Annotated in this window: 17 protein-coding genes and 1 pseudogene; 13 read left to right on the top strand and 5 right to left on the bottom strand. The window is 67.7% G+C overall.

Annotation, left to right across the window (positions count from 1 at the left end):
• Positions 1-23: 23 nt before the first annotated feature.
• Entirely contained in the window at positions 24-911 is an 888-nt protein-coding gene (locus HDA44_RS10270; protein ID WP_184833273.1) for a hypothetical protein, read from the bottom strand.
• 634 nt (positions 912-1,545) lie between these two features.
• On the opposite strand from HDA44_RS10270, the gene HDA44_RS10265 reads away from it, so the two are divergent.
• The 7 genes from HDA44_RS10265 to HDA44_RS36680 all read left to right on the top strand — a co-directional run bounded on the left by HDA44_RS10265 (position 1,546) and on the right by HDA44_RS36680 (position 8,729).
• Entirely contained in the window at positions 1,546-2,166 is a 621-nt protein-coding gene (locus HDA44_RS10265) for a hypothetical protein (RefSeq protein ID WP_184833271.1), read from the top strand.
• 10 nt (positions 2,167-2,176) lie between these two features.
• Complete coding sequence (locus HDA44_RS10260) at positions 2,177-3,106, top strand: LLM class F420-dependent oxidoreductase (RefSeq protein ID WP_184833269.1); 930 nt, start codon at positions 2,177-2,179, stop codon at positions 3,104-3,106.
• Positions 3,107-3,266: 160 nt separating this feature from the next.
• On the top strand, positions 3,267-6,041 hold the full coding sequence (acnA, locus tag HDA44_RS10255; RefSeq protein ID WP_184833267.1) for an aconitate hydratase AcnA: 2,775 nt from the start codon (positions 3,267-3,269) through the stop codon (positions 6,039-6,041).
• Positions 6,041-6,265: a cold-shock protein gene (locus HDA44_RS10250; protein WP_184833265.1), complete on the top strand. Its 225-nt coding sequence runs from the start codon at positions 6,041-6,043 to the stop codon at positions 6,263-6,265. Before acnA ends, HDA44_RS10250 begins: the two co-directional genes overlap by 1 nt.
• 129 nt (positions 6,266-6,394) lie before the next feature.
• Positions 6,395-6,883 carry a HEAT repeat domain-containing protein gene (locus HDA44_RS10245; RefSeq protein ID WP_337905811.1) on the top strand — a complete coding sequence of 163 codons (489 nt, stop codon included), beginning with the start codon at positions 6,395-6,397 and terminating at the stop codon, positions 6,881-6,883.
• Positions 6,884-6,986: 103 nt separating this feature from the next.
• Positions 6,987-7,433, top strand: a complete 447-nt coding sequence (locus HDA44_RS37965; RefSeq protein ID WP_337905810.1) for a GNAT family N-acetyltransferase — start codon at positions 6,987-6,989, stop codon at positions 7,431-7,433.
• A 189-nt stretch (positions 7,434-7,622) separates the two neighbouring features.
• Positions 7,623-8,729, top strand: coding sequence for an IS110 family RNA-guided transposase (locus HDA44_RS36680; RefSeq protein WP_475584080.1), 1,107 nt, complete (start codon positions 7,623-7,625; stop codon positions 8,727-8,729).
• A gap of 126 nt (positions 8,730-8,855) precedes the next feature.
• On the opposite strand, the pseudogene HDA44_RS10235 reads toward HDA44_RS36680, so the two are convergent.
• A pseudogene (locus tag HDA44_RS10235) lies at positions 8,856-9,158 on the bottom strand (HIT family protein); the annotation flags it as partial.
• Positions 9,159-9,190: 32 nt separating this feature from the next.
• Positions 9,191-11,098: a Na+/H+ antiporter gene (locus HDA44_RS10230; RefSeq protein ID WP_184833251.1), complete on the bottom strand. Its 1,908-nt coding sequence runs from the start codon at positions 11,096-11,098 to the stop codon at positions 9,191-9,193.
• 131 nt (positions 11,099-11,229) lie between these two features.
• Between HDA44_RS10230 and HDA44_RS10225 the strand changes: the two genes are divergently transcribed.
• Complete coding sequence (locus tag HDA44_RS10225) at positions 11,230-12,651, top strand: CocE/NonD family hydrolase (protein ID WP_238352404.1); 1,422 nt, start codon at positions 11,230-11,232, stop codon at positions 12,649-12,651.
• A gap of 96 nt (positions 12,652-12,747) precedes the next feature.
• Here HDA44_RS10225 and HDA44_RS10220 read toward each other — a convergent pair whose 3' ends face one another.
• A complete protein-coding gene (locus tag HDA44_RS10220) occupies positions 12,748-13,182 on the bottom strand; it encodes a DUF402 domain-containing protein (protein WP_475584084.1) in 435 nt (144 codons plus the stop codon).
• Between the two features lie 239 nt (positions 13,183-13,421).
• Positions 13,422-13,928, bottom strand: a complete 507-nt coding sequence (locus HDA44_RS10215; RefSeq protein WP_238352403.1) for a ribonuclease FAU-1 family protein — start codon at positions 13,926-13,928, stop codon at positions 13,422-13,424.
• 169 nt (positions 13,929-14,097) lie between these two features.
• Here HDA44_RS10215 and dxs point away from each other — a divergent pair, with 169 nt between their 5' ends.
• The 5 genes from dxs to HDA44_RS10190 all read left to right on the top strand — a co-directional run bounded on the left by dxs (position 14,098) and on the right by HDA44_RS10190 (position 21,666).
• On the top strand, positions 14,098-15,987 hold the full coding sequence (gene dxs, locus HDA44_RS10210) for a 1-deoxy-D-xylulose-5-phosphate synthase (RefSeq protein ID WP_184833246.1): 1,890 nt from the start codon (positions 14,098-14,100) through the stop codon (positions 15,985-15,987).
• A gap of 20 nt (positions 15,988-16,007) precedes the next feature.
• The gene (locus tag HDA44_RS10205) at positions 16,008-17,342 is read left to right on the top strand and encodes a hypothetical protein (RefSeq protein WP_337905808.1); all 1,335 of its coding nucleotides are present in this window, start codon (positions 16,008-16,010) and stop codon (positions 17,340-17,342) included.
• Positions 17,343-17,407: 65 nt separating this feature from the next.
• Positions 17,408-18,760, top strand: a complete 1,353-nt coding sequence (locus tag HDA44_RS10200; protein WP_184833243.1) for a gluzincin family metallopeptidase — start codon at positions 17,408-17,410, stop codon at positions 18,758-18,760.
• A 90-nt stretch (positions 18,761-18,850) separates the two neighbouring features.
• A complete protein-coding gene (locus tag HDA44_RS10195; protein WP_184833241.1) occupies positions 18,851-20,332 on the top strand; it encodes an amino acid permease in 1,482 nt (493 codons plus the stop codon).
• A 62-nt stretch (positions 20,333-20,394) separates the two neighbouring features.
• Complete coding sequence (locus HDA44_RS10190; protein ID WP_184833239.1) at positions 20,395-21,666, top strand: basic secretory protein-like protein; 1,272 nt, start codon at positions 20,395-20,397, stop codon at positions 21,664-21,666.
• Positions 21,667-21,699: the final 33 nt, after the last annotated feature.

The following is a 21,699-nucleotide window of genomic DNA, read 5'->3' as shown; positions in this document are numbered from 1 at the left end:
CCCACCGATCTCCCCGGCGCGCCCTACCCCTCGCCCCGCGAAGCCGACTGGACCGGCCCAGCCTGGATCAACGGCGAATGGGTAGAAGACCCCAACAGCCGCACCCAGCCCCTGACCACCCCACCCAACCTCCCCACCCCACCGAGCCTCTCCGCCTCGCCCAACCTCCCCACCCCACCGAGCCTCTCGGCCTCGCCCAACCTCCCCACCCCACCGAGCCTCTCGGCCTCGCCCAACCTCCCCACCCCACCGAGCCTCTCGGCCTCGCCCAACCTCCCCACTTCACCGAGCACCGCCGCCTCGCACAACCCGTCCGCCCCGCCCAGCCCTTTCGCGTCGGGGGACTCGCCCGCCGCCTCGCCACACCCCGCCGCCTCGTCGGACCCCGCCACCCCTCCGCAGTCATCCGCCGCGTCCCTCGAAGACGACGACGCCCCCACCGCCGAGATCGCCGCGGTCCTAGACACCCCAACCGAAGACAACGAGCCCCAGTCCTTCACGGGCCCGTCCCCCTTCGCGCCGCCCCCGGACCCGTACACACCCGCCGACGCGTACCCGCCCGCGTCGCCCACAGACTCGTACACGCCAGCGCCACCCGCCGACTCGTACACGGCTGCGCCACCGCCCGGCTCGTACCCGGCTGCCGCGCCGCACGCTGACGTGTACGGAACTGAGGCGGCGTCCGCGGATATGTACCCGGAGTCCGCGTCGGCGCTCAGCGGTGCGTACGCGGATGCGGATCTGACCACGGAAACTGCTGCCCCCACGGGCGAGGCTGTCGACGAACTCACCGACGACCTGACCGCCGAAATCCCCGCCGTCATCGACGACCCCGAGCCGTACCAGGCACCCGACGCCCTCACATCCAGCCGGTACGAGCCCACGTCCAGCCGGTACGAGCCCACGAACACCTACCCCGAAGCTAAATCTCAAGCAGAGCCTCACCCTCAACCCACCCTGTCGCCCCAATCCGACCCCTGGCCACAACCAACCCCCAACCCGCTACCCACCCCCAGCCCGATCCCAGGCCCAACCCCAGGCCCCGTCCCAGGTCCAGACCCGTACCCGGCCCCGGACCCGCGCCCGGAGCCCCACCCGTTCCCGGACCCGGAACCAAGCCCCGAGCCGCACCCGTTCCCAGATCCGGACCCACGCCCGGAGCCACATCCGTTCCCGGAGCCCGAGCCGCGCCCGTTCCCCGAGCCAGGCCCAGAACCCGAACCGCGCCCAGAACCCGAACCTCAACCCGAGCCACACCCCGACCCGTGGCCGGAACCCGAGCCGGAGCCGCAGCCCGAGCCGGAGCCTGCACCGAGTCCGCTGCCGGAGCCTGAGCCTCAGCCAGGTCCCGAGCCGGATCGTGAGCCCTGGCCTGACCCGCACCCCGACCCGAGCCACATCCCGCCGCCAGAACCCGCCCCCAACCCGGACCCGGAGCTCACGGCCGAGCCGGAGCCCTCGCTCACAGACGACCCCGCCGCCGCGTCGGACACCCCGGAGCCGGCGGTCGGGTCGGATGATCGCGCGCCCGCGGAGTCTGGTCGTGTGTATGCGGCCGATTCGGCGGAGGTTCGGGATGGGGTGGATGCGGCCGCGGGGATGAGTGCGGTCGCGGCTGCTGTCGGTCTTGGCGGGATGTCGATTCCGGGGCTGGGCCTCGTCGGCGGGGATGGGCCGAGGGTTGTGCCGCTCGCGGGCTCGTTGGAGGAGGCGATGCGGGCGGAGGCTGAGCGGCCTCGGCCGCGGCCGGAGGAGTCGGCGGCGATGCGGGCGTTGCATGACTGGTGCCGGGCGCGGACGGCGGTGGTGCCTTCGGGGTTCACGATTCAGGTGCAGGTGCTGGATCCGCGCGCGCCTTCGTACCGGTTCGATCTGGAGCCGCCAGAGATCGACGACCCGGAGTTCGCGGCGGACAAGCTCAGTGGGCTGCTCGGTGACCTGTGGCTGACCGAGTCGCAAAGCGAGCAGGGCGGCTGGTTGTTCGCCCGGATCGACGCGGCCGGCCGTACGCTGCGGGTGGATCGCTGGTACGACCAGGTGCCGGACTGGTGGGACAACCCGATCGAGCCGCGCCTGGATGTCAACGGTCTGGTACGCCGCTTGTACGACCGTGGTCCCGAGTGGCAGCCGTCGTATCTGGAGAAGCTGTACACGAGCGCGAGATAGCGTTGCGGTCATGCTTCTCAGGATCTTCACCGAACCCCAGCAAGGCGCCACGTACGACGACCTGCTCGCCGTGGCCAAGAAGACCGAGGAGAACGGCTTCGACGCGTTCTTCCGGTCGGACCACTACCTGGTAATGGGTCCGAATGACGGACTGCCGGGCCCGACCGACTCCTGGATCACGCTTGCCGGTCTGGCCCGGGAGACGCAACGGATCAAGCTCGGCACCCTGGTCAGTTCGGCAACGTTCCGGCACCCGGGTGTGCTCGCGATCTCGGTCGCGCAGGTCGACCAGATGAGCGGCGGCCGCGCGGAGCTCGGTCTCGGCGCGGGCTGGTACGAGGCGGAGCACAAGGCGTACGGACTGGACTTCCCGGACACGCCGGGCCGTTTCGACCTTCTCACCGAGCAGCTCGAGCTGATCACCGGCCTCTGGGACACGCCGGTGGGGGAGAAGTACGACTTCGCGGGCAAGCACTACCAGATCTCCGACTCGCCGGCGCTGCCGAAGCCGGTGCAGCAGAATCCGCCGATCATCATCGGCGGCGCGGGCAAGAAGCGTACGCCGGCGCTGGCGGCCCAGTACGCGGCCGAGTTCAACGCGGGTTTCCGTAGCGTCGAGGAATCCCAGACCCTGTTCGAGCGGGTACGGGCGGCCTGCGCGGCGATCGGCCGCGACCCGAAGACACTGGCTTTGTCCACCGCGCACACGGTCGTGGTCGGTAAGGACGACGCGCAGGTGAAGCAGCGTGCCGAGGCGATCGGCCGGGACGTCGAAGAGCTGAAGGCGAACGGCATCGCGGGTACGCCGGCTGAGGTGGTGGATCGGCTCGGGCGGTTCGCGGCGGCGGGATCGGACCGGCAGTACGTGCAGATCATGGACCTGCACGACCTGGATCACCTGGATCTGATCGCGGCCGAGGTTTGTCCACAGGTTTCATAACGCCTGCCGAGGGTGGCTCGATGTCGTGTATCTTGATGTCGAGAGAGTTTTGCGGCCGGAGGTTAGGGGAACCTGACCTCCGGGCCGGCAGGCACGCTCGGCAGGATGGGCCTGAGCCGACACGGACCGGGCGAACAAGGACTGACAGAGGAGCGGGTTGATGGCGAGCGTCGACAGCTTCGGTGCCAAAGGTGCACTCGAGGTCAACGGGCAGTCGTACGAGATCTTCAGGTTGGCGGGCATCGAGGGTGCGGACACACTGCCGTACTCGCTGAAGATCCTGCTGGAGAACCTGCTGCGCACCGAGGACGGCGCGAACATCACCGCCGAGCACATCGGCAAGCTCGGCAACTGGGACCAGAACGCGGCCCCGGACACCGAGATCCAGTTCACCCCGGCGCGGGTGATCATGCAGGACTTCACCGGCGTGCCGTGCGTCGTCGACCTGGCCACGATGCGCGAGGCGGTCGGTGAGCTCGGCGGCGACCCGACCAAGATCAACCCGCTGGCGCCGGCCGAGCTGGTGATCGACCACTCGGTCATCATCGACGTGTTCGGCACGCCGGACGCCTTCGAGCGCAACGTCGAGTTCGAGTACGGGCGGAACCGCGAGCGGTACCAGTTCCTCCGCTGGGGCCAGACCGCGTTCGACGAGTTCAAGGTCGTCCCGCCCGGCACCGGCATCGTGCACCAGGTGAACATCGAGCACCTGGCCCGGACGGTGATGGTCCGCAACGGCCAGGCGTACCCGGACACCTGCGTCGGCACCGACAGCCACACCACGATGGTGAACGGCCTGGGCGTGCTCGGCTGGGGTGTCGGCGGGATCGAGGCCGAGGCCGCGATGCTCGGCCAGCCGGTGTCGATGCTGATCCCGAAGGTCGTCGGCTTCAAGCTGACCGGCGCGGTGCCGGCCGGCGCGACCGCGACCGACGTGGTGCTGACGATCACCCAGATGCTGCGCCAGCACGGCGTGGTCGGCAAGTTCGTCGAGTTCTACGGTGACGGCGTCGCCGCGGTGCCGCTGGCGAACCGCGCGACGATCGGCAACATGAGCCCGGAGTTCGGCTCCACCTGCGCGATCTTCCCGATCGACGACGTCACGCTCGACTACCTGCGGCTGACCGGCCGCTCGGACGACGACGTCGCGCTGGTCGAGGCGTATGCCAAGGAGCAGGGCCTCTGGCACAACCCGTCCGTCGAGCCGCGCTACTCCGAGTACCTGGAGCTGGACCTTTCGACCGTCGTTCCGTCGATCGCCGGCCCGAAGCGGCCGCAGGACCGGATCGAGCTGAGCAAGGCCAAGGAGTCCTTCCGCGCCGTCCTGCCGGACTACGCGGAAGAGGAGAAGAACGTCGACCCGTCGGAGACCGGGAGCTTCCCGGCCAGCGACGCGCCGAACGGTCACGGCAGCGTGGACGACAACCCGCACGAGGTCACGGGCGTCGCGGACCGCCGCTCGAAGAAGACCACGGTCTCGCTGAACGGCCAGGAGCTCGAGCTCGACCACGGCCATGTCGTGATCGCCAGCATCACCTCCTGCACCAACACCTCGAACCCGTCGGTCATGCTCGCCGCCGCGCTGCTCGCGAAGAACGCGGTGGACAAGGGCCTGGCCTCGAAGCCGTGGGTGAAGACGTCGCTGGCGCCGGGTTCGAAGGTCGTCACCGACTACTACGAGAAGGCCGGCGTCACGCCGTACCTGGAGAAGCTCGGCTTCCACCTGGTCGGTTACGGCTGCACGACCTGTATCGGCAACTCCGGCCCGCTGCCCGAGCCGATCTCGGCCGGTGTGCAGGAGGCCGACCTGGCCGTCGTCTCGGTGCTGTCCGGCAACCGTAACTTCGAGGGCCGGATCAACCCGGACGTGAAGATGAACTACCTCGCCTCGCCGCCGCTGGTGATCGCGTACGCGCTGGCCGGGACGATGGACTTCGACTTCGAGACCGACGCCCTGGGTCAGGACCAGGACGGGAACGACATCTTCCTGAAGGACATCTGGCCGAGCGCCGACGAGGTCGAGGCGACGATCGCCACCTCGATCAACAAGGAGATGTTCGCGAAGGACTACGCCGACGTGTTCGCCGGTGACGAGCGCTGGCAGTCGCTGCCGACGCCGGAGGGCAAGACGTTCGCGTGGGACAGCGAGTCGACGTACGTACGCAAGCCACCGTACTTCGACGGCATGGCGAAGGAGCCGGTGCCGGTCACCGACATCGCCGGCGCGCGGGTGCTGGCCAAGCTCGGCGACTCGGTCACCACCGACCACATCTCGCCGGCCGGCTCGATCAAGGCGGACAGCCCGGCGGGTACGTACCTGGCTGACCACGGCGTCGCGCGCAAGGACTTCAACTCGTACGGTTCGCGCCGCGGCAACCACGAGGTGATGATCCGCGGTACGTTCGCGAACATCCGGCTCCGGAACCAGATCGCGCCGGGGACCGAGGGTGGTTTCACCCGCGACTTCACCCAGGCCGACGCGCCGGTGACCACGATCTACGACGCGGCCCAGGCGTACGCCGCCGCCGGGACGCCGCTGGTGATCCTGGCCGGCAAGGAGTACGGCTCCGGCTCGTCGCGTGACTGGGCCGCGAAGGGCACGGCACTGCTCGGCGCGCGGGCCGTCATCACCGAGTCCTTCGAGCGAATCCACCGGTCGAACCTGATCGGTATGGGTGTGCTGCCGCTGCAGTACCCGGACGGCGAGACCGCGGAGTCGCTCGGGCTGACCGGCGAGGAGACGTTCGACATCACCGGCGTGACCGAGCTGAACGACGGCTCGATCCCGCGCACCGTCCACGTCAAGGCGACCGCGCCTGACGGAGCGGTGCAGGAGTTCGACGCGGTGGTCCGCATCGACACCCCAGGTGAGGCCGACTACTACCGCAACGGCGGCATCCTGCAGTACGTCCTGCGGTCGCTGATCGCGGGCTGATGGACCACCGCACCGGCGAGGACGACGGCGTCGTCCGGGTCTGGTACGACGACGAGGGCTGGGGCGTCATCGACTGCCCCAGCACTCCCGGCGGCTGCTGGACCCACTTCTCCGTCATCGAAGCCGAAGGATTCCGCTCCCTCACCCCAGGCGACACCGTTCACGTCCGCTGGGAGTCCCCAGGCCAAGACGGCTACGACTACCTGGCGACCTGGGCCCGCTGACACTCCACTACCCCCGGCGCTGACAGAAGTGTCGGTGGGTGGTGGTTGGGTGGGGGTGTGGGATCGGACAGAGAATCACCTCGGGAGGTTGTGCGGGCAGCTTGTGCCGCGTACGGCGAGGACACCGTGGTGGATTGGGCGGTGGCGTTCCTCCGGGGCGACGTTTCCGGAGAGGACGCGTACGGGGTTGCGCTTCCGCGGTTGGTCGCCCTGACGGGATCGGACAATCCCGGCGGGTGGAAGACGCCGGTTGATCCGGTCAACTACTACTGGATCCGGGTGTGGGCGGCGCGCGTCTTCCTGTACGTGTGGCGCGACGACGTGGTCGACACGTTGCTGCTCGCGGCGAACGATCCAGCCTGGCGCGTACGTGAGCATGTCGCGAAGATCACCGCCCAGCGCGAGCTGGGGCAACTCGTGGATGCGTTGCTCCCGATGCTCACTCACGACCTGCCCCGAGTCCGCGCCGCCGCGGTACGAGCGATCGGCGCCGCCGGCGAATACGAACACGCCGCCGCGATCCGGACGCTGACAGACGACCCAGACCCTTCGGTCCGCACTGCCGTCCAACGGGCCCAAACCACACTGGAGGCCCGCCTTGACCGCCCCATCCCCTGACAACCCAACCAGTGCCACATCTGGCGGTTCGAGCGATCCGATTGCACCCACCGGCTTTGCCGCGCGCGTCGCGACCACTGCTGACGGGGAAGCGGTGGGGGAGGTGCATGCCGCCTCTTGGGCGGCCGCGTACGCGCCGCGCTTCCCGGCGGACTTCGCGCAGGAAGGGATCGCGGATCGGCGGACCCGATGGCATCCGCGGATCGCCGCGGGGGAAGGGATCATCATGCTCGGGTCGCTCGACGACCGGCCGCTCGCGATGTCCTGGTCAGTGCCTTCGGAGAGCCGCACCGGCCTGGCCGAGATCTACAGCTTCTACACCCACCCGAACGGCTGGGGCTCCGGAGTGTCGGCCGCGCTCATGCACGCGACCCTGCGGCAGCTCAAAGCGAGTGGCTACGAGCAGGTCCATCTCTGGACCCTCCGCGACACCCCACAATCCCGCAGGTTCTACCTGAAATGCGGCTTCACCGAGACCGGCGCCACCCAAATCCGCGACTTCGGCGACAACAACCTGCTTCCCCAAGTCGAGTACGAGCGCAGCACCTAACAGTGAGGATGTAGGCGTGGACCCCGCAGTGGTCGTCCTGACTCGGCCCCTAACTGACTTCGGGTCTTGAACGGGATCTGTCGGTCGACCTGCTGCGGGGTTCGCTTGCACTCACTCGGCGAGAACTCGTGACTTCATAGGAGCCTGTGCCAGCAGGCACCCATCACTGTTTTGTCCGTCGCTCGGCTGGTGCGTGCCGCCCTGACCGTGTCGAATGGAAGGACGGCGATGTCTACCATCGCACAGCCAGATGCCGTGTCCCAGGCCGAGATCACCGGTGGTGTCGACACTCACCGCGATACCCATACGGCGGCTGCGATCGACCAGACGGGCCGGATGCTCGGTCACCAGACCTTTCCCGCCACTGGTGCCGGCTATGCGGCTTTGCTGGCCTGGCTGGGCTCGTTCGGGCCGGTCGTTCTGATCGGTGTCGAGGGCACCGGCGCTTACGGGTCGGGCCTGACCGGCTACCTGACCGGGCAGGGTGTGACCGTGGTCGAGATCGACCGGCCCAGTCGTAAAACCCGCCGGACAGCAGGCAAGTCCGACCCGATCGACGCCGAAGCAGCCGCCCGAGCCGCTTTGGGCAAAGTACGCACCGGCATCCCCAAGAACCGTGACGGGCAGGTCGAGGCACTACGGAACCTGCGCATCGCCCGCAACAGCGCCGTCAGCCAGCGCGCTGACTGCCTGCGCAGAATCAAGGCCCTGATCGTCACCGCACCACACGACCTGCGCCAGCAACTACGCGGCCTCACCAACCCGCGCCTGATCGACACCTGCCACAACCTGCGACCCGACCCTAATCAGATCGCGATCCCACAACACGCCGTCAAAACCGCGCTACGCTCCCTGGCCCGCCGTCACCTCGCAGCCCAGCACGAGATCGCCGAGCTCGATCAACTCATCACCGAACTCATCAACACGATCAACCCCGAACTGCTCACCCTCAACGGCGTCGGCCCCGATGTCGCCGGCCAACTCCTGGTCACCATCGGACAAAACCCAGAACGCATCCACTCCGAAGGCGCCTTCGCGATGCTCTGCGGAGTCGCCCCCATCCCCGCATCATCCGGCCAGACCCACCGCCACCGACTCAACCGCGGCGGCGATCGCCAAGCCAACTCAGCCCTCTACACCATCGTCATCAGCCGACTCCGCTGGGACCCACGCACCCGCGCCTACCTCGAACGCCGCACAACCAACGGACTGTCCAAGAAAGACATCATCCGATGCCTCAAACGCCTCATCGCACGCGAGATCTACTACGTCCTCACCAAACCACAAACCCCTTGACCATCCATAGGAGCATCCATCCAGCGCCGCGCGCAACTTCCCCGCGTACTCCCCGGCCTCGGTCGCGTCGGCGTACTTGGTACGCGGCCAAAAGAACCCGCGCAGCCCGTCGCCCTTCGTACGCGGCACGACGTGCACGTGAAGATGCGGGACCGACTGCGACACGACGTTGTTCACCGCGACGAACGACCCCTGCGCGTCGAACGCCGTACGGACCGCGGCCGCGACCGACCGCGCCGCCCCGAACAGCGGAACGATCAGCTCATCGCGCAACTCGACCAACGTGTCCACATGGGTCCGCGGCACGATCAGCGTGTGCCCCTTGAACACCGGCCGTACGTCCAGGAAGCCCACCACCTCGGGTGTGTCCAGGACGATCTGCGCCGGCGTCGTACCGGCGATGATCGAGCAGAACAGACAATCCGCCATCTCAAGTGCTCCCTCGTGTCCTGAGCCGGACACTAGCCGAGCTTCTCGTCGACGAAGCACCAGCGCCAGGTTTCGCCCGGTTCGAAGCTGCGCATCACCGGGTGCTTGGTCTGGTCGTGGTGCTTGCTCGCGTGCTTCAGCTCCGACGAGTCGCAGCATCCGACGTGGCCGCAGCCGAGACACAACCGTAGATGCACCCAGCCGTGACCGATTGCCAGGCACTCCTCGCAACCGTCCGGCGTGTTCGGCGTGACCACGAGCGGTGCCTCCTCGAGGTGCCGGCACGCTCCGCCCGGCGGTACCTTCGGCCGCAGGTTCTCGGAGCGGCCGCCGACGTCGTCGTCCTCGTCCCGGTCCAGGATCGATTCCTCGATGTCGAGTGCGTTCTGCGCCCGCTGCAGTACTTCGTCCGCGACCAGGCCGGCGTCGCGTACCTTCAGGATGTGTGCGCGCTCCGCCTCGAGCATCGCGACCCGCAACCGCCGGTACGCCTCACTCGGTGTTTCGTACTCGCTCTCCGGCCGCCCGAGTCGTTCCCACGCGGCCTGCGCTCGCGCTTCACCACGCTGCCGCAGTACGTCGAGAACCGCGGGTGGATCGTCCGCGGTACTGACCTCGGCGAGCCGCTCGATCGCGGCCCGGTGCGCACCTTGCAGTACGGCTGCCTCCTGCAACGCGTCTTCGGCCGGGTCCGGCCCGGGCAGTCGCAGCCGCCGGACCAGCCAGGGGAGTGTGGAGCCCTGGACCAGCAGCGTGCCGGCGGTGACGGCGAGCGCGATGAAGACGAGCACCTCGCGATGCGGGGTGTTCTCCGGCAGGGTGAAAACCGCGGCCAGCGTGACCACGCCGCGCATCCCCGCCCATGAGACGACGATCAGCGCCGGGAACTTCACCGGCCCGGGCCGCGACGGTCCGAGGAACCGGCGGGACAGGAACGTTGTCGGGATCACCCAGATCGGCCGCAGCAACACCACCGCGAGGAACACCGCGATCGTCGTGACGGCGATCAGCCAGGTCGGCAGCGGACTCGCGGACAGGTCGTCGAGAATCCACCGGGTCTGCAGTCCGATCAGCAGGAAGACCGTGTTCTCCAGCAAGAACTGGAACGTACGCCAGTTGGTCCGCTCCGACATCCTGGATTTGGCCGACTGGATGATCGGCGCCTTGTGCCCGAGCAGCAGACCGGTGACGACGACCGCGAGTACGCCGGATGCGTGGACGTAGTGGTTCTCCGCCGCGATGTACGCGACGAAGGGCGCGGTCAGGCTGAGCGTGGTGTCCAGTACCGGGTCGGTGAAGCGGCGGCGGATCTTGGCCAGCACGAAGGTCACCACGATGCCGATCAGTACGCCACCTCCAGCCGCGCGCAGGAAGTCCAGGCCGACGTGCAGCACGGTCGGTGCGACAAGTGCGGCCCCTACCGCCGTACGCAGACAGACCAGCGCCGTCGCGTCGTTCAGCAGGCTTTCGCCTTCCAGAATCGTCACGACCCGGCGGGGGAGCCCGACCCGTTTGGCGATCGCGGTCGCGGCGACGGCGTCCGGCGGCGCGACCACCGCGCCGATCGCGAACGCGGCCCAGAACGGGAGCGGCTCCTGGCCGATCGACTCCGCGACCCGGCCCAGCAACCACCAGGTGACGACGCCGACCCCGAGCGCGGTGAACGCGACCAGCCCGACCGACAGCAGCCCGATCGAACGCCGGTGCTTGGCGAAGTCGACCAGGCTGGTCTTGATCGCGGCCGAGTAGAGCAGCGGTGGCAGGAACCCGACCAGTACCACCTCGGGGCTGAGGTGGATTCGCGGGATGAACGGCAGGTACGAGACGGCGACGCCGATCACCACGAGTAGCAAAGGTGCCGAGATCCCGATCCGCCGCGCGAGCGCGGCACCTGCCGCGACCACGGCGACCAGGGCGACAACCTCGATCGCGATATGCACGGCCACAGTGTCGCAGCGTGGGCCGGATTCCGCTCATCGGTTCGCCGACGGCTGATCGCGGGGTCTGGTCAGTGCCGTACCGGTCATCTACCGTGTGCGAAGCGGGATTCATCGATCACTGGGAGTGACTGATGCGGCGTCGCGTGCTTGCTCTGCTCGGTGTGGTGGCGTTGCTGGTGACCCCGGTTGTTCCGGCCGCCGCGACCAGTACGGCCACCAACGGTTGCGTCGACTCGGTGCCGGAGCCTGGGTCGAGTACGCCGGTGCGGATCTGCTACACCCTGTTCGAGCCAGCCGGGGCGTCGGCGCGGCACACCGTACCCCTGATCTTCCACAGCCACGGGTGGGGCGGGAGCCGGACCAAGGACCCGGCCGCGTTCAAGGACTGGCTGGATGCTGGGTTCGGGGTGCTGAGCTTCGACCAGCGCAGTTTCGGCGAGAGTACGGGCGTCGCGCACGTGATGAACCCGGATTACGAGGGCCGCGACGTGGTCAAGCTGGTCGATCTGGTCGCCGGACTGGACTGGGTGACGAAGCAACGACCGGGTGATCCGCTGATCGGGGCGATCGGCGGCTCGTACGGCGGCGGGTACCAGTTCGCGGGCGCTTTCACCGAGCTGCGCGACTCCGGCCGGACCCGGTTCGACGCGCTCGCGCCGGAGATCACCTGGTGGGACCTCAAGCAGAGCCTCGCGCCGCAGGAGGCCGCCCGGACGATGTGGCTGTCGATCCTGTTCGCGGGCGGCGGTACGCACCTGCCGCCCGCGGTGTCGAAGGCGTTCGTCGCGCTGATCGCGACGGGCGCGTGGCCGAGCGGGCAGGCGGGCCGCGACCTGACCGCGTTCTTCGCCCACAACGGGCCCGCTTGGCAGGTGCAGCAGGGGCGCCGGCTGGACATACCCGTACTGCTTGGGCAGGGGATCCCGGACAATCTGTTCAACCTGAACCAGGGGCTCGCGAACTTCGATCGTGCGCTCACCGCGCGAGCCCGGGCGAAGTCGATCCTCGTCGGGTACAACGGCGGGCACACGCTGCCGGCCGTCGTACCGCCGGGGTATGCGGCGGCCGGTGATCCCTGTTCGATCGCGCTCGGTTCGCCGAACTTCTCCGCCTTGTCGATCCGGTTCATGCGCTTGCAACTGCTGCACCAGGCGACCGGGTTGAGTGGGTTCGGCACGTACCACTTGTCGACCGCCAATGGTCGTTGCCTGACGCAACACAGTCTGACCGCGAACAAGCGCTATCCACTGGGCAAGATCGTCGTACCGACCGGGGTCGGCCTGCCCGTCAACCTTCCGATCGCGAAAGGCCCGTTGACGATCGCCGGTACGCCGACGGTGACCGCCGACGTGTACACGGTGATCCCGCGGTCGGCGGCCTACTTCGCACTCAGCGTCGGGAAAACAGCACTGACCGCAAAAGTCGTTCAGAACAACACAATGCCATTACGGGAAAAGCACACCGCACGCGGAGTACGCCGGACCATCGAACTGCCCGCGATCGCGGTCGACGTACCAGCCGGACAGAACCTTACCTCACGGTCGCCCCGGTAGCAGACATGTACGCCGGCCAACGCGGCCCACTCCCCGGAATGCTGATGCTCAAAAACGGCACGCTGCGCGTACACCTGGCTCGGTAGCACCCCGGCCTCAGCGAACCTTGTCGAGATAGGTCTTGTAAACCGACAGGAACGGCTCTTCCGTCGACACCGCGCCCACCAGCCAGTCACAGGTCTGCCGCGCGGTGACGATCACCTCGGCCGGATACCCGTACTTCACCTGATGCTCCGCGAACTCGTCCTCGTCGTCGATGAACACCGTCCCGTCCCGGCGCTTGATCACGTCCAGGTCGAGGTCGATCATCGTCACCACATCATCCGAAAACTCCACCGGCGTGGTGACATCCACGTAAATCTCGGTGTACCGCGGCTCGTCGTTGAAGATCGCCGTGAACCACTTCCCCCGCGGAAACAACTGCACATGAGCCTGCTCCTGCGTAACCTCCGGCTCATCCCCCCGCTGCGAAACCGCCCCACCCGGCGCCCCCAGCCAAACCCCGTACCCATCCTCCCCCAAATACCGCATCCACTGATGCCAGTGCAGCTTCTCGTCAAACTTCCGATAAACCACCCGAACATCCCGCATGGCTGCCAACCTATCCCGTCACGGGTGCGTGACTGCAGGTTCGTGCAACTTCGCGGATGGGTGTGGACCGGGTGACGGGGGTGGCGGAGCATGGGTGAGGTGTCGGCCACGGGTCGTCATTGGTCGGTCCTTGCCGGTTCAGGGGGGCTCCTAGCCGGCGAGGGCCGATCGCGGGCCGTTCAGGTGCTGAGGGTGTGGATTTGGGCTAGGTAGGGCTTGTAGGCGGTGGTGAAGGGTTCTGTGGTGGTGATTGTGGTGGCCAGGTGGTCGCAGACTGCGCGGGCGGTGGCGACTATTTGGGGTGGGTAGTTGTAGCGGAGCTGGTGTTCCCTGAATTCGTCTTCGTCCATGACGTGTACGGTGCCGTCGCGCAGGAGGCGGATGTCCAGGTCCAGGTCTACGGCGGTGACCGTGTCGACGCCGAATTCGGCGGGCATGGTGATGTCGCAGTAGATGGCGGTCTGGTGGGGGGTGTCGTTGAACAGGGCGCTCCACCACTGGCCGTGTGGGAACAGGCGTACCCGGTGGTGGTCGATGGTGGTCCAGCTGCCGTCGGCGCGCTGGCCGCGGGTGCCGGGGAGGGAGCCTACCCAGAGGCCGTGTTCGTCCTCGCCGAGCCGGATCGCTTCGACCAGGCGGTGCGGCTGTCCGTCGTACTTGCGGAACAGCGTCGTCACCATCTCCATGCGGTTACCCTAAGTGAAAGAGGCGGCCGGCCCCGAACCGGCCGGTCGCGGCGCGCGTCCTGACCAGTGAGACACCAAGTTATCCACAGCGTGCCGTGGCCGAGTTCGGGATCCGGGCGGGCCGTGCATAGACTCAAGCATTCGAGGACGACCCGGCGGGAGGAGCTCGATGCGCGTGCTGGAGGCGGTAGAAGGTCCGGCGGACCTGAAGAAGCTGACTGATGAGCAGCTCACCGATCTTGCGGCGGAGATCCGGGATGTGCTGGTCGAGACCGTGTCCCGGACCGGCGGTCACCTGGGTCCGAACCTCGGCATGGTGGAGATCACGCTGGCGATGCACCGCGTGTTCGACTCGCCCCGGGACCGGTTGCTCTACGACGTCGGCCACCAGGCGTACGTACACAAGCTGGTCACCGGCCGGGCGCCGGAGTTCAGCACGTTGCGTCAGGAGGGCGGCCTGTCCGGCTACCCGAACCAGGCCGAGTCCGAGCACGACGTGATCGAGAACAGCCACGCCTCGACCGCGCTGTCGTACGCGGACGGGCTGGCCAAGGCGTACCGGCTGCGTGGCGAGGACCGGCATGTGGTCGCGCTGATCGGCGACGGCGGTCTGACCGGCGGGATGGCCTGGGAGGCGCTGAACAACATCGCCGCCGCGAAGGACCTGAAGCTGGTCATCATCGTCAACGACAACGGCCGGTCGTACAGCGACACCGTCGGCGGCCTGGCGACGCACCTGACCAGCCTGCGCACCAACCCGCGGTACGAGAAGGTCCTCGACCTGATCAAGAAGAACATGGCGCGTACGCCGTATGTCGGACCGCCGATGTACGAGGTGCTGCACGGGGTGAAGAAGGGCCTGAAGGACATGCTCGCCCCGCAGGGCATGTTCGAGGATCTCGGCCTGAAGTACATCGGCCCGGTCGCCGGGCACGACCGGGTGGCGATGGAGGACGCGCTGCGGAAGGCGAAGTCCTTCGGCGGCCCGGTGATCGTGCACGCGGTGACGAAGAAGGGCTTCGGGTACCTCGCGGCCGAGCAGGACGAGGAGGACAACTTCCACCAGATCCGCCCGGCGAACAAGCCGCGCGGCTGGACCGACGTGTTCTCCGACGAGCTGGTCCGGATCGGCCACCGCCGGCAGGACGTGGTCGCGATCACCGCGGCGATGCTGCACCCGACCGGCCTGCACGCGTTCTCGAAGGAGTTCCCGGACCGGACTTTCGATGTCGGTATCGCCGAGCAGCACGCGGTCACGAGCGCGGCCGGCCTGGCGATCGGTGGTCTGCACCCGGTCGTCTGCCTGTACGCCACGTTCATGAACCGCGCGTTCGACCAACTGCTGCTGGATGTCGCGCTGCACAAGTGCGGCGTCACCTTCGTACTCGACCGGGCCGGTGTTACCGGTGACGACGGTCCGAGCCACAACGGCATGTGGGACATGTCGATCCTGCAGACCGTGCCCGGTCTCCGGCTGGCCGCGCCGCGGGACGGCAAGCGGGTCGAGGAGCTGCTCGCCGAGGCCGTCGAGATGGATGGACCGACCGCGCTGCGGTACGCGAAGGGCGAGGTGTTCCCGGACATCGACGCGATCGACCGCGTCGGTGCGGCCGATGTACTGAAGCGCTCCGGTAACGATGTACTGCTGGTCGGGATCGGCGCGATGGCGGCGACCGCGATGGATGTCGGGCAGCGCCTCGAGCAGCACGGTTTCGGCGTCACCGTGGTCGACCCGCGCTGGGTGAAGCCGGTCGATCCGGCGCTGGTCGAGCTGGCCGGGAAGTTCAAGCTGCTGGTCACGATCGAGGACAACGGCCGCGCCGGCGGGTGCGGTTCGATGATCGCGCAGGCGCTTCGCGACGCCGGTGTTCAGACGCCGGTGCGCGACTTCGGCATCCCGCAGCAGTTCCTCGATCACGCCAAGCGCGCTGCAGTGCTGCAGCAGATCGGTCTGACCGGTCAGGAGCTGGCCCGCGAGATCACCGAACTGATGACACAACAGCACGGCGACGCGCTGAACGAGTCGGCCAGCGGCCACCAGAGCCAGAGTAACGCCTAGCCCGGTACTGGACGGGAGTCGTGGCGGAGGCAGGTCGGCACAGCAGGCATGCGTCCGCGCGGCGCCGGTCGCGGGTCTGGCCGGTGCTGATTTCGCTGGTCCTGGTGGCGGCCGCGGTCGCCGGCGGGCTCGCGCTGCATCACTCCACCGACCACTCGGACGGTACGGCGAATGCCGCGGCGGGTACGCCAAGTGTCGACCTGGCTGCCCGCGCGGCCGCCGTGGACCAGGTGCTGAAACGGCGTGCCCAGGCTGTGCTGAGCGGCAACGTGAAGGAGTTCCTGGCCGACGTCGATCCCGGTGACGCCGATCTCGTCAGCCGTCAGCAGACCCTGTACACGAACCTTCGCCTGTTCGGTTTCGCCAAGCTCGCGTACCAGCAGCTCGGCCAGCAGTACGACGACGGCATCACCCAGAAGTACGGCCCGTCGACCTACTTGGTGGCGGTCGCGATGACGTACCAGATCAGCGGTATCGACCTGGTGCCCGTACGCGCCATGCTCGGCTACACCTTTACCCAGCGGCCGAACGGCACCTGGATGCTGGTCTCCGACTCCGATCTCGACAAGCGTCTCCCGCGCGGGTCGCATCAGGAGGCGTGGGACGAGGGTCTCGTACTGGTGAAGCGCGCGCCCCGCGTCCTGGTAGTCGTGGACAAGGGGCAGGAGGCACTCGCGGACCGGCTGGTGACGATGTCGGTCAGCGCGGTGAAGGCCGTGTCGAAGAGCTGGCCGGGCGGCTGGAATGGTTCCGGCGTCGTGATCGCGCTGGACAGCAAGATTGTCCGTGGCGCCGACTACAGTCAGCCGAAGAACGCCGAGGACGCGCTGGCGATGGCGACGTTCGTGTACCGCACGCTGCCCGGTGAAGTGACCGGCGCGGGGGAGCGCGCCGACTCGTACGTGGTGGTGAACCCGCGCAACCGGGACAAGGTCGACGCGCGGACGATGGCGCACGAGTTCACCCATGTGGCGACCGCGCCGTACGGGCCGTACGCGCCGCGCTGGCTGGTCGAGGGCGCCGCGACGTACATCGAGTTCCTGCCGATGGACGGCGCGAAACCGCTGGCCCTGGCCCAGTACAAGCTGGATGTCCGGACCAAGTACCTGGCCAAGGCGAAGAGCCTGCCCGCGGACGCGACGTTCTTCGACCAGGCCGACAGCTCGTACCCGCTGTCCTGGCTGGCGCTCGACTACCTCTTCAGCCGGTTCGGGGGTACGGAGGTCGGCACCCTGTACCGCGAGCTGGCCGCGCTCGGCACGACGCAGCAGCAACGGGACCGGATCATGACCGAGCATCTCGGCCTGACCGAAGCCGGACTTTTCCGCGCGCTGCAGGCTGCCGCGGCAGCCTGAACGCGCGGCGGTCGAGTAGGGTGGCCCGGCTGCGACCATCGGGTACTCGGAGGGAACGACCCGAAGTGAGCATTAACACGCCCAGATCCGCGCCCACGCACGGACCCCGCCGCTGGCTGGGGCTGCTGCTGGCGGTCGCGCTGGTCTCGGGCGGAGTGGTTTACACCGTTGAAGACCGGCAGCAGGACGCGCGCGCCCGGACGGCCACCGCGACGCCCACGCCGGCCCCGTCGACCACTTCGAAGCCGTCCCGCCTGGCCACCGCGATCGCCGCCCGCCGGGTTGCCATCGACACGATCCTGATCCGGCGCGCGCAGGCCGTGCTGACCGGCGACGAGGCGATGTTCCTGGCCGACGTGGACCCGGCGAACGCGAAGCTCCGCGCCGCGCAGAAGATCCTGTTCGCGAACCTGATGGAGATCGGCTTCACCGAGCTCGGGTACAGCCAGGCCGAGGAGCGGTTCAACCCGGCCATCATGAAGGCCCACGGGCGTACGACGTACCTGGTCCGGATCTTGATGCGGTACCAGATTCCGAAGGTCGATCACGTGCCGGTGACGACCGAGCTCGGGTACACGTTCGTCGCCCGGGACGGGCACTGGCTGCTGACGGCCGACAACGAGCTCGACACCGACCTCGGCCCGGGCGCGCATCGCGAGGCGTGGGACCTGGGCCGGATCGAGGTGCAGCGCGGGCCGCGGGTGCTGGTCGTGGTCGAGAAGGGCGACACCAAGCGCGGCCGGGCGATCGTCGCGGCAGCGAAGGAAGGCATTGCCGAAGTGGCCGCGTACTGGCCGCGGAAGTGGGCCGGGTCGGTGTTCGTGATCGCACTCGACGACACCGACGTCCGGGACGCGCGGTTCGCCGATGAGGACATCGAGTCGGCGGCCAGTACCGGATCGACGTTCTCCTCGCTCCCCGGTCAGGACACCGCCGACGGAACTGTTGCCGGCGGCTACATTGTGGTCAACCCGAACGAGCGGGACCGGGTCGACGAGATACTTCTCTCCCACGAGATCACCCATGTCGCCACCGCGGACCTCGGCGGGTACGAACCGCTGTGGCTGGCCGAAGGCGCGGCGGAATACGTGTCCTGGCGGGGGATCGAGGCACTCAGCGGACCGGCCGGCGTCGGCAAGTGGGAGCAAGAGGTGATCGACGACGCGCTGCCGCAGCTGACCGCGCTGCCGACCGACGCCGGCTTCTACCAGAACTCGGCCGACGTCTACGGGGTCAGCTGGATCGCCGTGCGCTACCTGGTACAACGGTTTGGTCTCGGCCGGATCGAGGAACTGTACGAGGACCTGGCACGTAACGGTACGGACCAAGCTGCCCGCGATCGTATCCTGCAGAGCCGCACCGGCCTGAGTGAAGCGGGACTTTGGAACGCACTCGCAACATACCGGCCTCAACGCTGAGTGGTGGATTGACCTCGGACTGTCAGAGAGTGCAGTCTTCCTCCTGGTTCCGTCCATGCCCTCGATCAGGGCAGAGTTGAGGAGGCGAAAGTGAGTCTTGTCCGGAAGAAGACGATCGAGCAGTCGATCGCGGACACCGACGAGCCGGAATACCAGCTGAAGAAGCGCCTCACCGCGATCGATCTCACGGTGTTCGGCATCGGCGTCATCATCGGTGCCGGTATCTTCACGCTGACCGGTAAGGCAGCCGCTCAGTACGCTGGTCCCGGGATCGCGGTGTCGTTCGTCCTGGCCGCGATCTGCTGTGGTCTGGCCGCGTTGTGCTACGCCGAGTTCTCGTCGACGGTCCCGGTGTCCGGGTCGGCGTACACGTTCTCGTACTTCTCCCTCGGCGAGATCTTCGCCTGGATCATCGGCTGGGACCTGCTGCTGGAGCTGATGCTCGGCTCGAGCGTGGTGGCTCAGGGCTGGTCGGAGTACGCCGCGCTGTTCCTGGACCAGATCGGCATCAGTTGGCCGTCGTCGATCGGGCCCGGCAGCAGCGTGAACGTTCTCGCGATGCTGCTGGTGATCGCCCTGACCATCCTGGCGACGGTCGGCATCAAGGAGTCGCTGCGGGTCAACCTGGTGCTGGTCGGTATCAAGCTGTTCGTGGTGCTGTTCGTGATCGTCGCCGGCCTGTTCTACGTGAAGGGCTCGAACCTGTCGCCGTTCATCCCGGCGAGTGTTCCGTCCCCGGGCGGCAAGGTGGAGCTGACCACGCCGCTGATCCAGGCCGTACTCGGGTTCACGCCGTCCACCTTCGGTGTCGCGGGTCTGGTGTCCGGCGCCGCGCTGGTGTTCTTCGCGTTCATCGGGTTCGACGTGGTCGCGACGACCGCGGAAGAGGCCAAGAACCCGCAGCGTGACCTGCCGCGCGGCATCATCGGTTCGCTCGTCATCTGCACGGTGCTGTACGTCCTGGTCTGCATCGTGATCACGGGCATGGTGAAGTACAACGAGATCGATCCGAAGGCGGCGCTCGCGGAAGCGTTCAAGTCGGTCGGCAAGGGCGGGTTCGCGACGTTGATCTCGGCCGGCGCGGTCGCCGGTCTGACCACTGTCGTACTGACATTGATGATCGGTGCGGCGCGGGTCGTGTTCGCGATGAGCCGCGACCACCTGCTGCCGCGGCAGCTCGGCAAGACGCACCCGAAGTGGGGTACGCCGTACCGCCTGACGATCGGGATCGGCATCGTGGTGGCGATCGTGGCCGGCGTGACGCCGATCGGCAAGCTTGAGGAAATGGTGAACATCGGCACGCTCGCGGCGTTCACGCTGGTGTCGATCGCGGTTCCGTTGCTGCGCAAGAGCCGGCCGGACATCAAGCGCTCGTTCACGGTGCCGTGGAACCCGGTGATCCCGATCGTCGCGGCGCTGATCTGCGTGTACCTGATGGTGAACCTGTCGGTGGAGACCTGGATCCGGTTCCTGATCTGGATGGCGCTCGGCTTCGGGATCTACTTCCTGTACGGCTACAAGAAGAGCCGGGTCGGTCTGGAAGAGAAGACCGGCGAGGTACAGAAGGCCTGAGGCCGAACCCCTCGAATGGCCGGCCGGCGCTAGGATCAGCCGACCATTCGAGGGGATCACCAATGAAGCACCCGAAACGCCTGCTCGCGGGCGTCGCCGCGCTGGCACTCACCGCGTCGGCCTCTGTTGTCGCTGTCCGGGTACGGCATGGTGACGCGCCACCCGGCAGCACTGCCGCGGCCGTGGAAGGGCCCGCGGATCAAGAGGCGGCGCGTACGCGGGGGATCGACGCTGTACTTGCGCGCCGGGCCGTGGCGGTTCTGAAGGGTGACCTGAACGGGTTTCTGGCTCCTGTCGACGCGAAGCAGACCGCACTCGTCGCGCGGCAGCGGTTGTTGTTCGTGAATCTCCGGACGTTCGGATTCGCGTCGTTGAAGTACGCCACCGCGGATGCCTTGGGCCCGGTGCCGGGGCTGGTCGGGAAGTACGGTCCGACGACGTACTCGACGCGGGTGATGATGCGGTACCAGCTGAAAGGGCTTGACCCCCGGCCGGTGCAGACCGATCTCGGGTACACGTTCGTGCAACGGCGTGGCGCGTGGGTGCTGGTTGACGACACGTCGACCGACGACTACCTGAGCCGCGACGGGCATCGGCAGCCGTGGGATTTCGAACCGGTCGCGGTGGTACGGCGTGGCACGGTCGTCGTTGTCGTGGACAAACGCGAAGCGGCGCTCGGTACGAAGGTCGCGCAGGTGGCGCAGCGGGCCGTGAAGTCCGTACAGAAACACTGGAAACGCCCGTGGAACGGCGCTGTTCTGGTCGTTGCGATGCCTGACGTACAGGTGCTTTCGACCTTGTGGACGACCGGTACGGGCGAAGGCTGGACGATCGCGGCAAAGGCGGTGACGCTCTATGACGGCGAACAGGTCGGAAAGCCCGCCGGCCGCCCGATCGGCAGCCGGATCGTCGTCAATCCCGCCCTGCGCAAGAAACTCGACAAGGACCTGCTGGTCCACGAAATGACTCACGTCGCGACCGCGACCTTGGGTCAGGCCGCCCCGATCTGGATGGTCGAAGGCCTGGCCGAATACGTTCGCTGCCGCTCGATCGAGGACGACCCGCACTGGTCCGTCGACCCGTACCGCAAACGCGTCCGCACCTCGTACCTCCCCGGCCTCAAGTCCCTCCCCACCAACGCCACCTTCCAGTCCGACCCGAACCTCGCGTACGGCACCAGCTGGTGGATCGTCGAATACCTGGCCGACCACCTGGGCGAAAAGAAACTCGCCGCCCTCTACACGGCAATGTCCCAAAAAGGCGACCCCGCTCTGAAAACGGTCGGCCTCACCCCAGCCCAACTGGTGAAAGCCACCAAGTCTTTCAAGGGTTGAGTGCTGGGGGACGGAGCGGGCTTCCGGCTCTGC

Origin of the sequence: Kribbella solani, assembly GCF_014205295.1 — a bacterium.
Lineage (GTDB): Bacteria > Actinomycetota > Actinomycetes > Propionibacteriales > Kribbellaceae > Kribbella > Kribbella solani.
The sequence above is the reverse complement of the archived record's forward strand: the minus strand, read 5'-3'. Positions and strand labels throughout refer to the sequence as shown.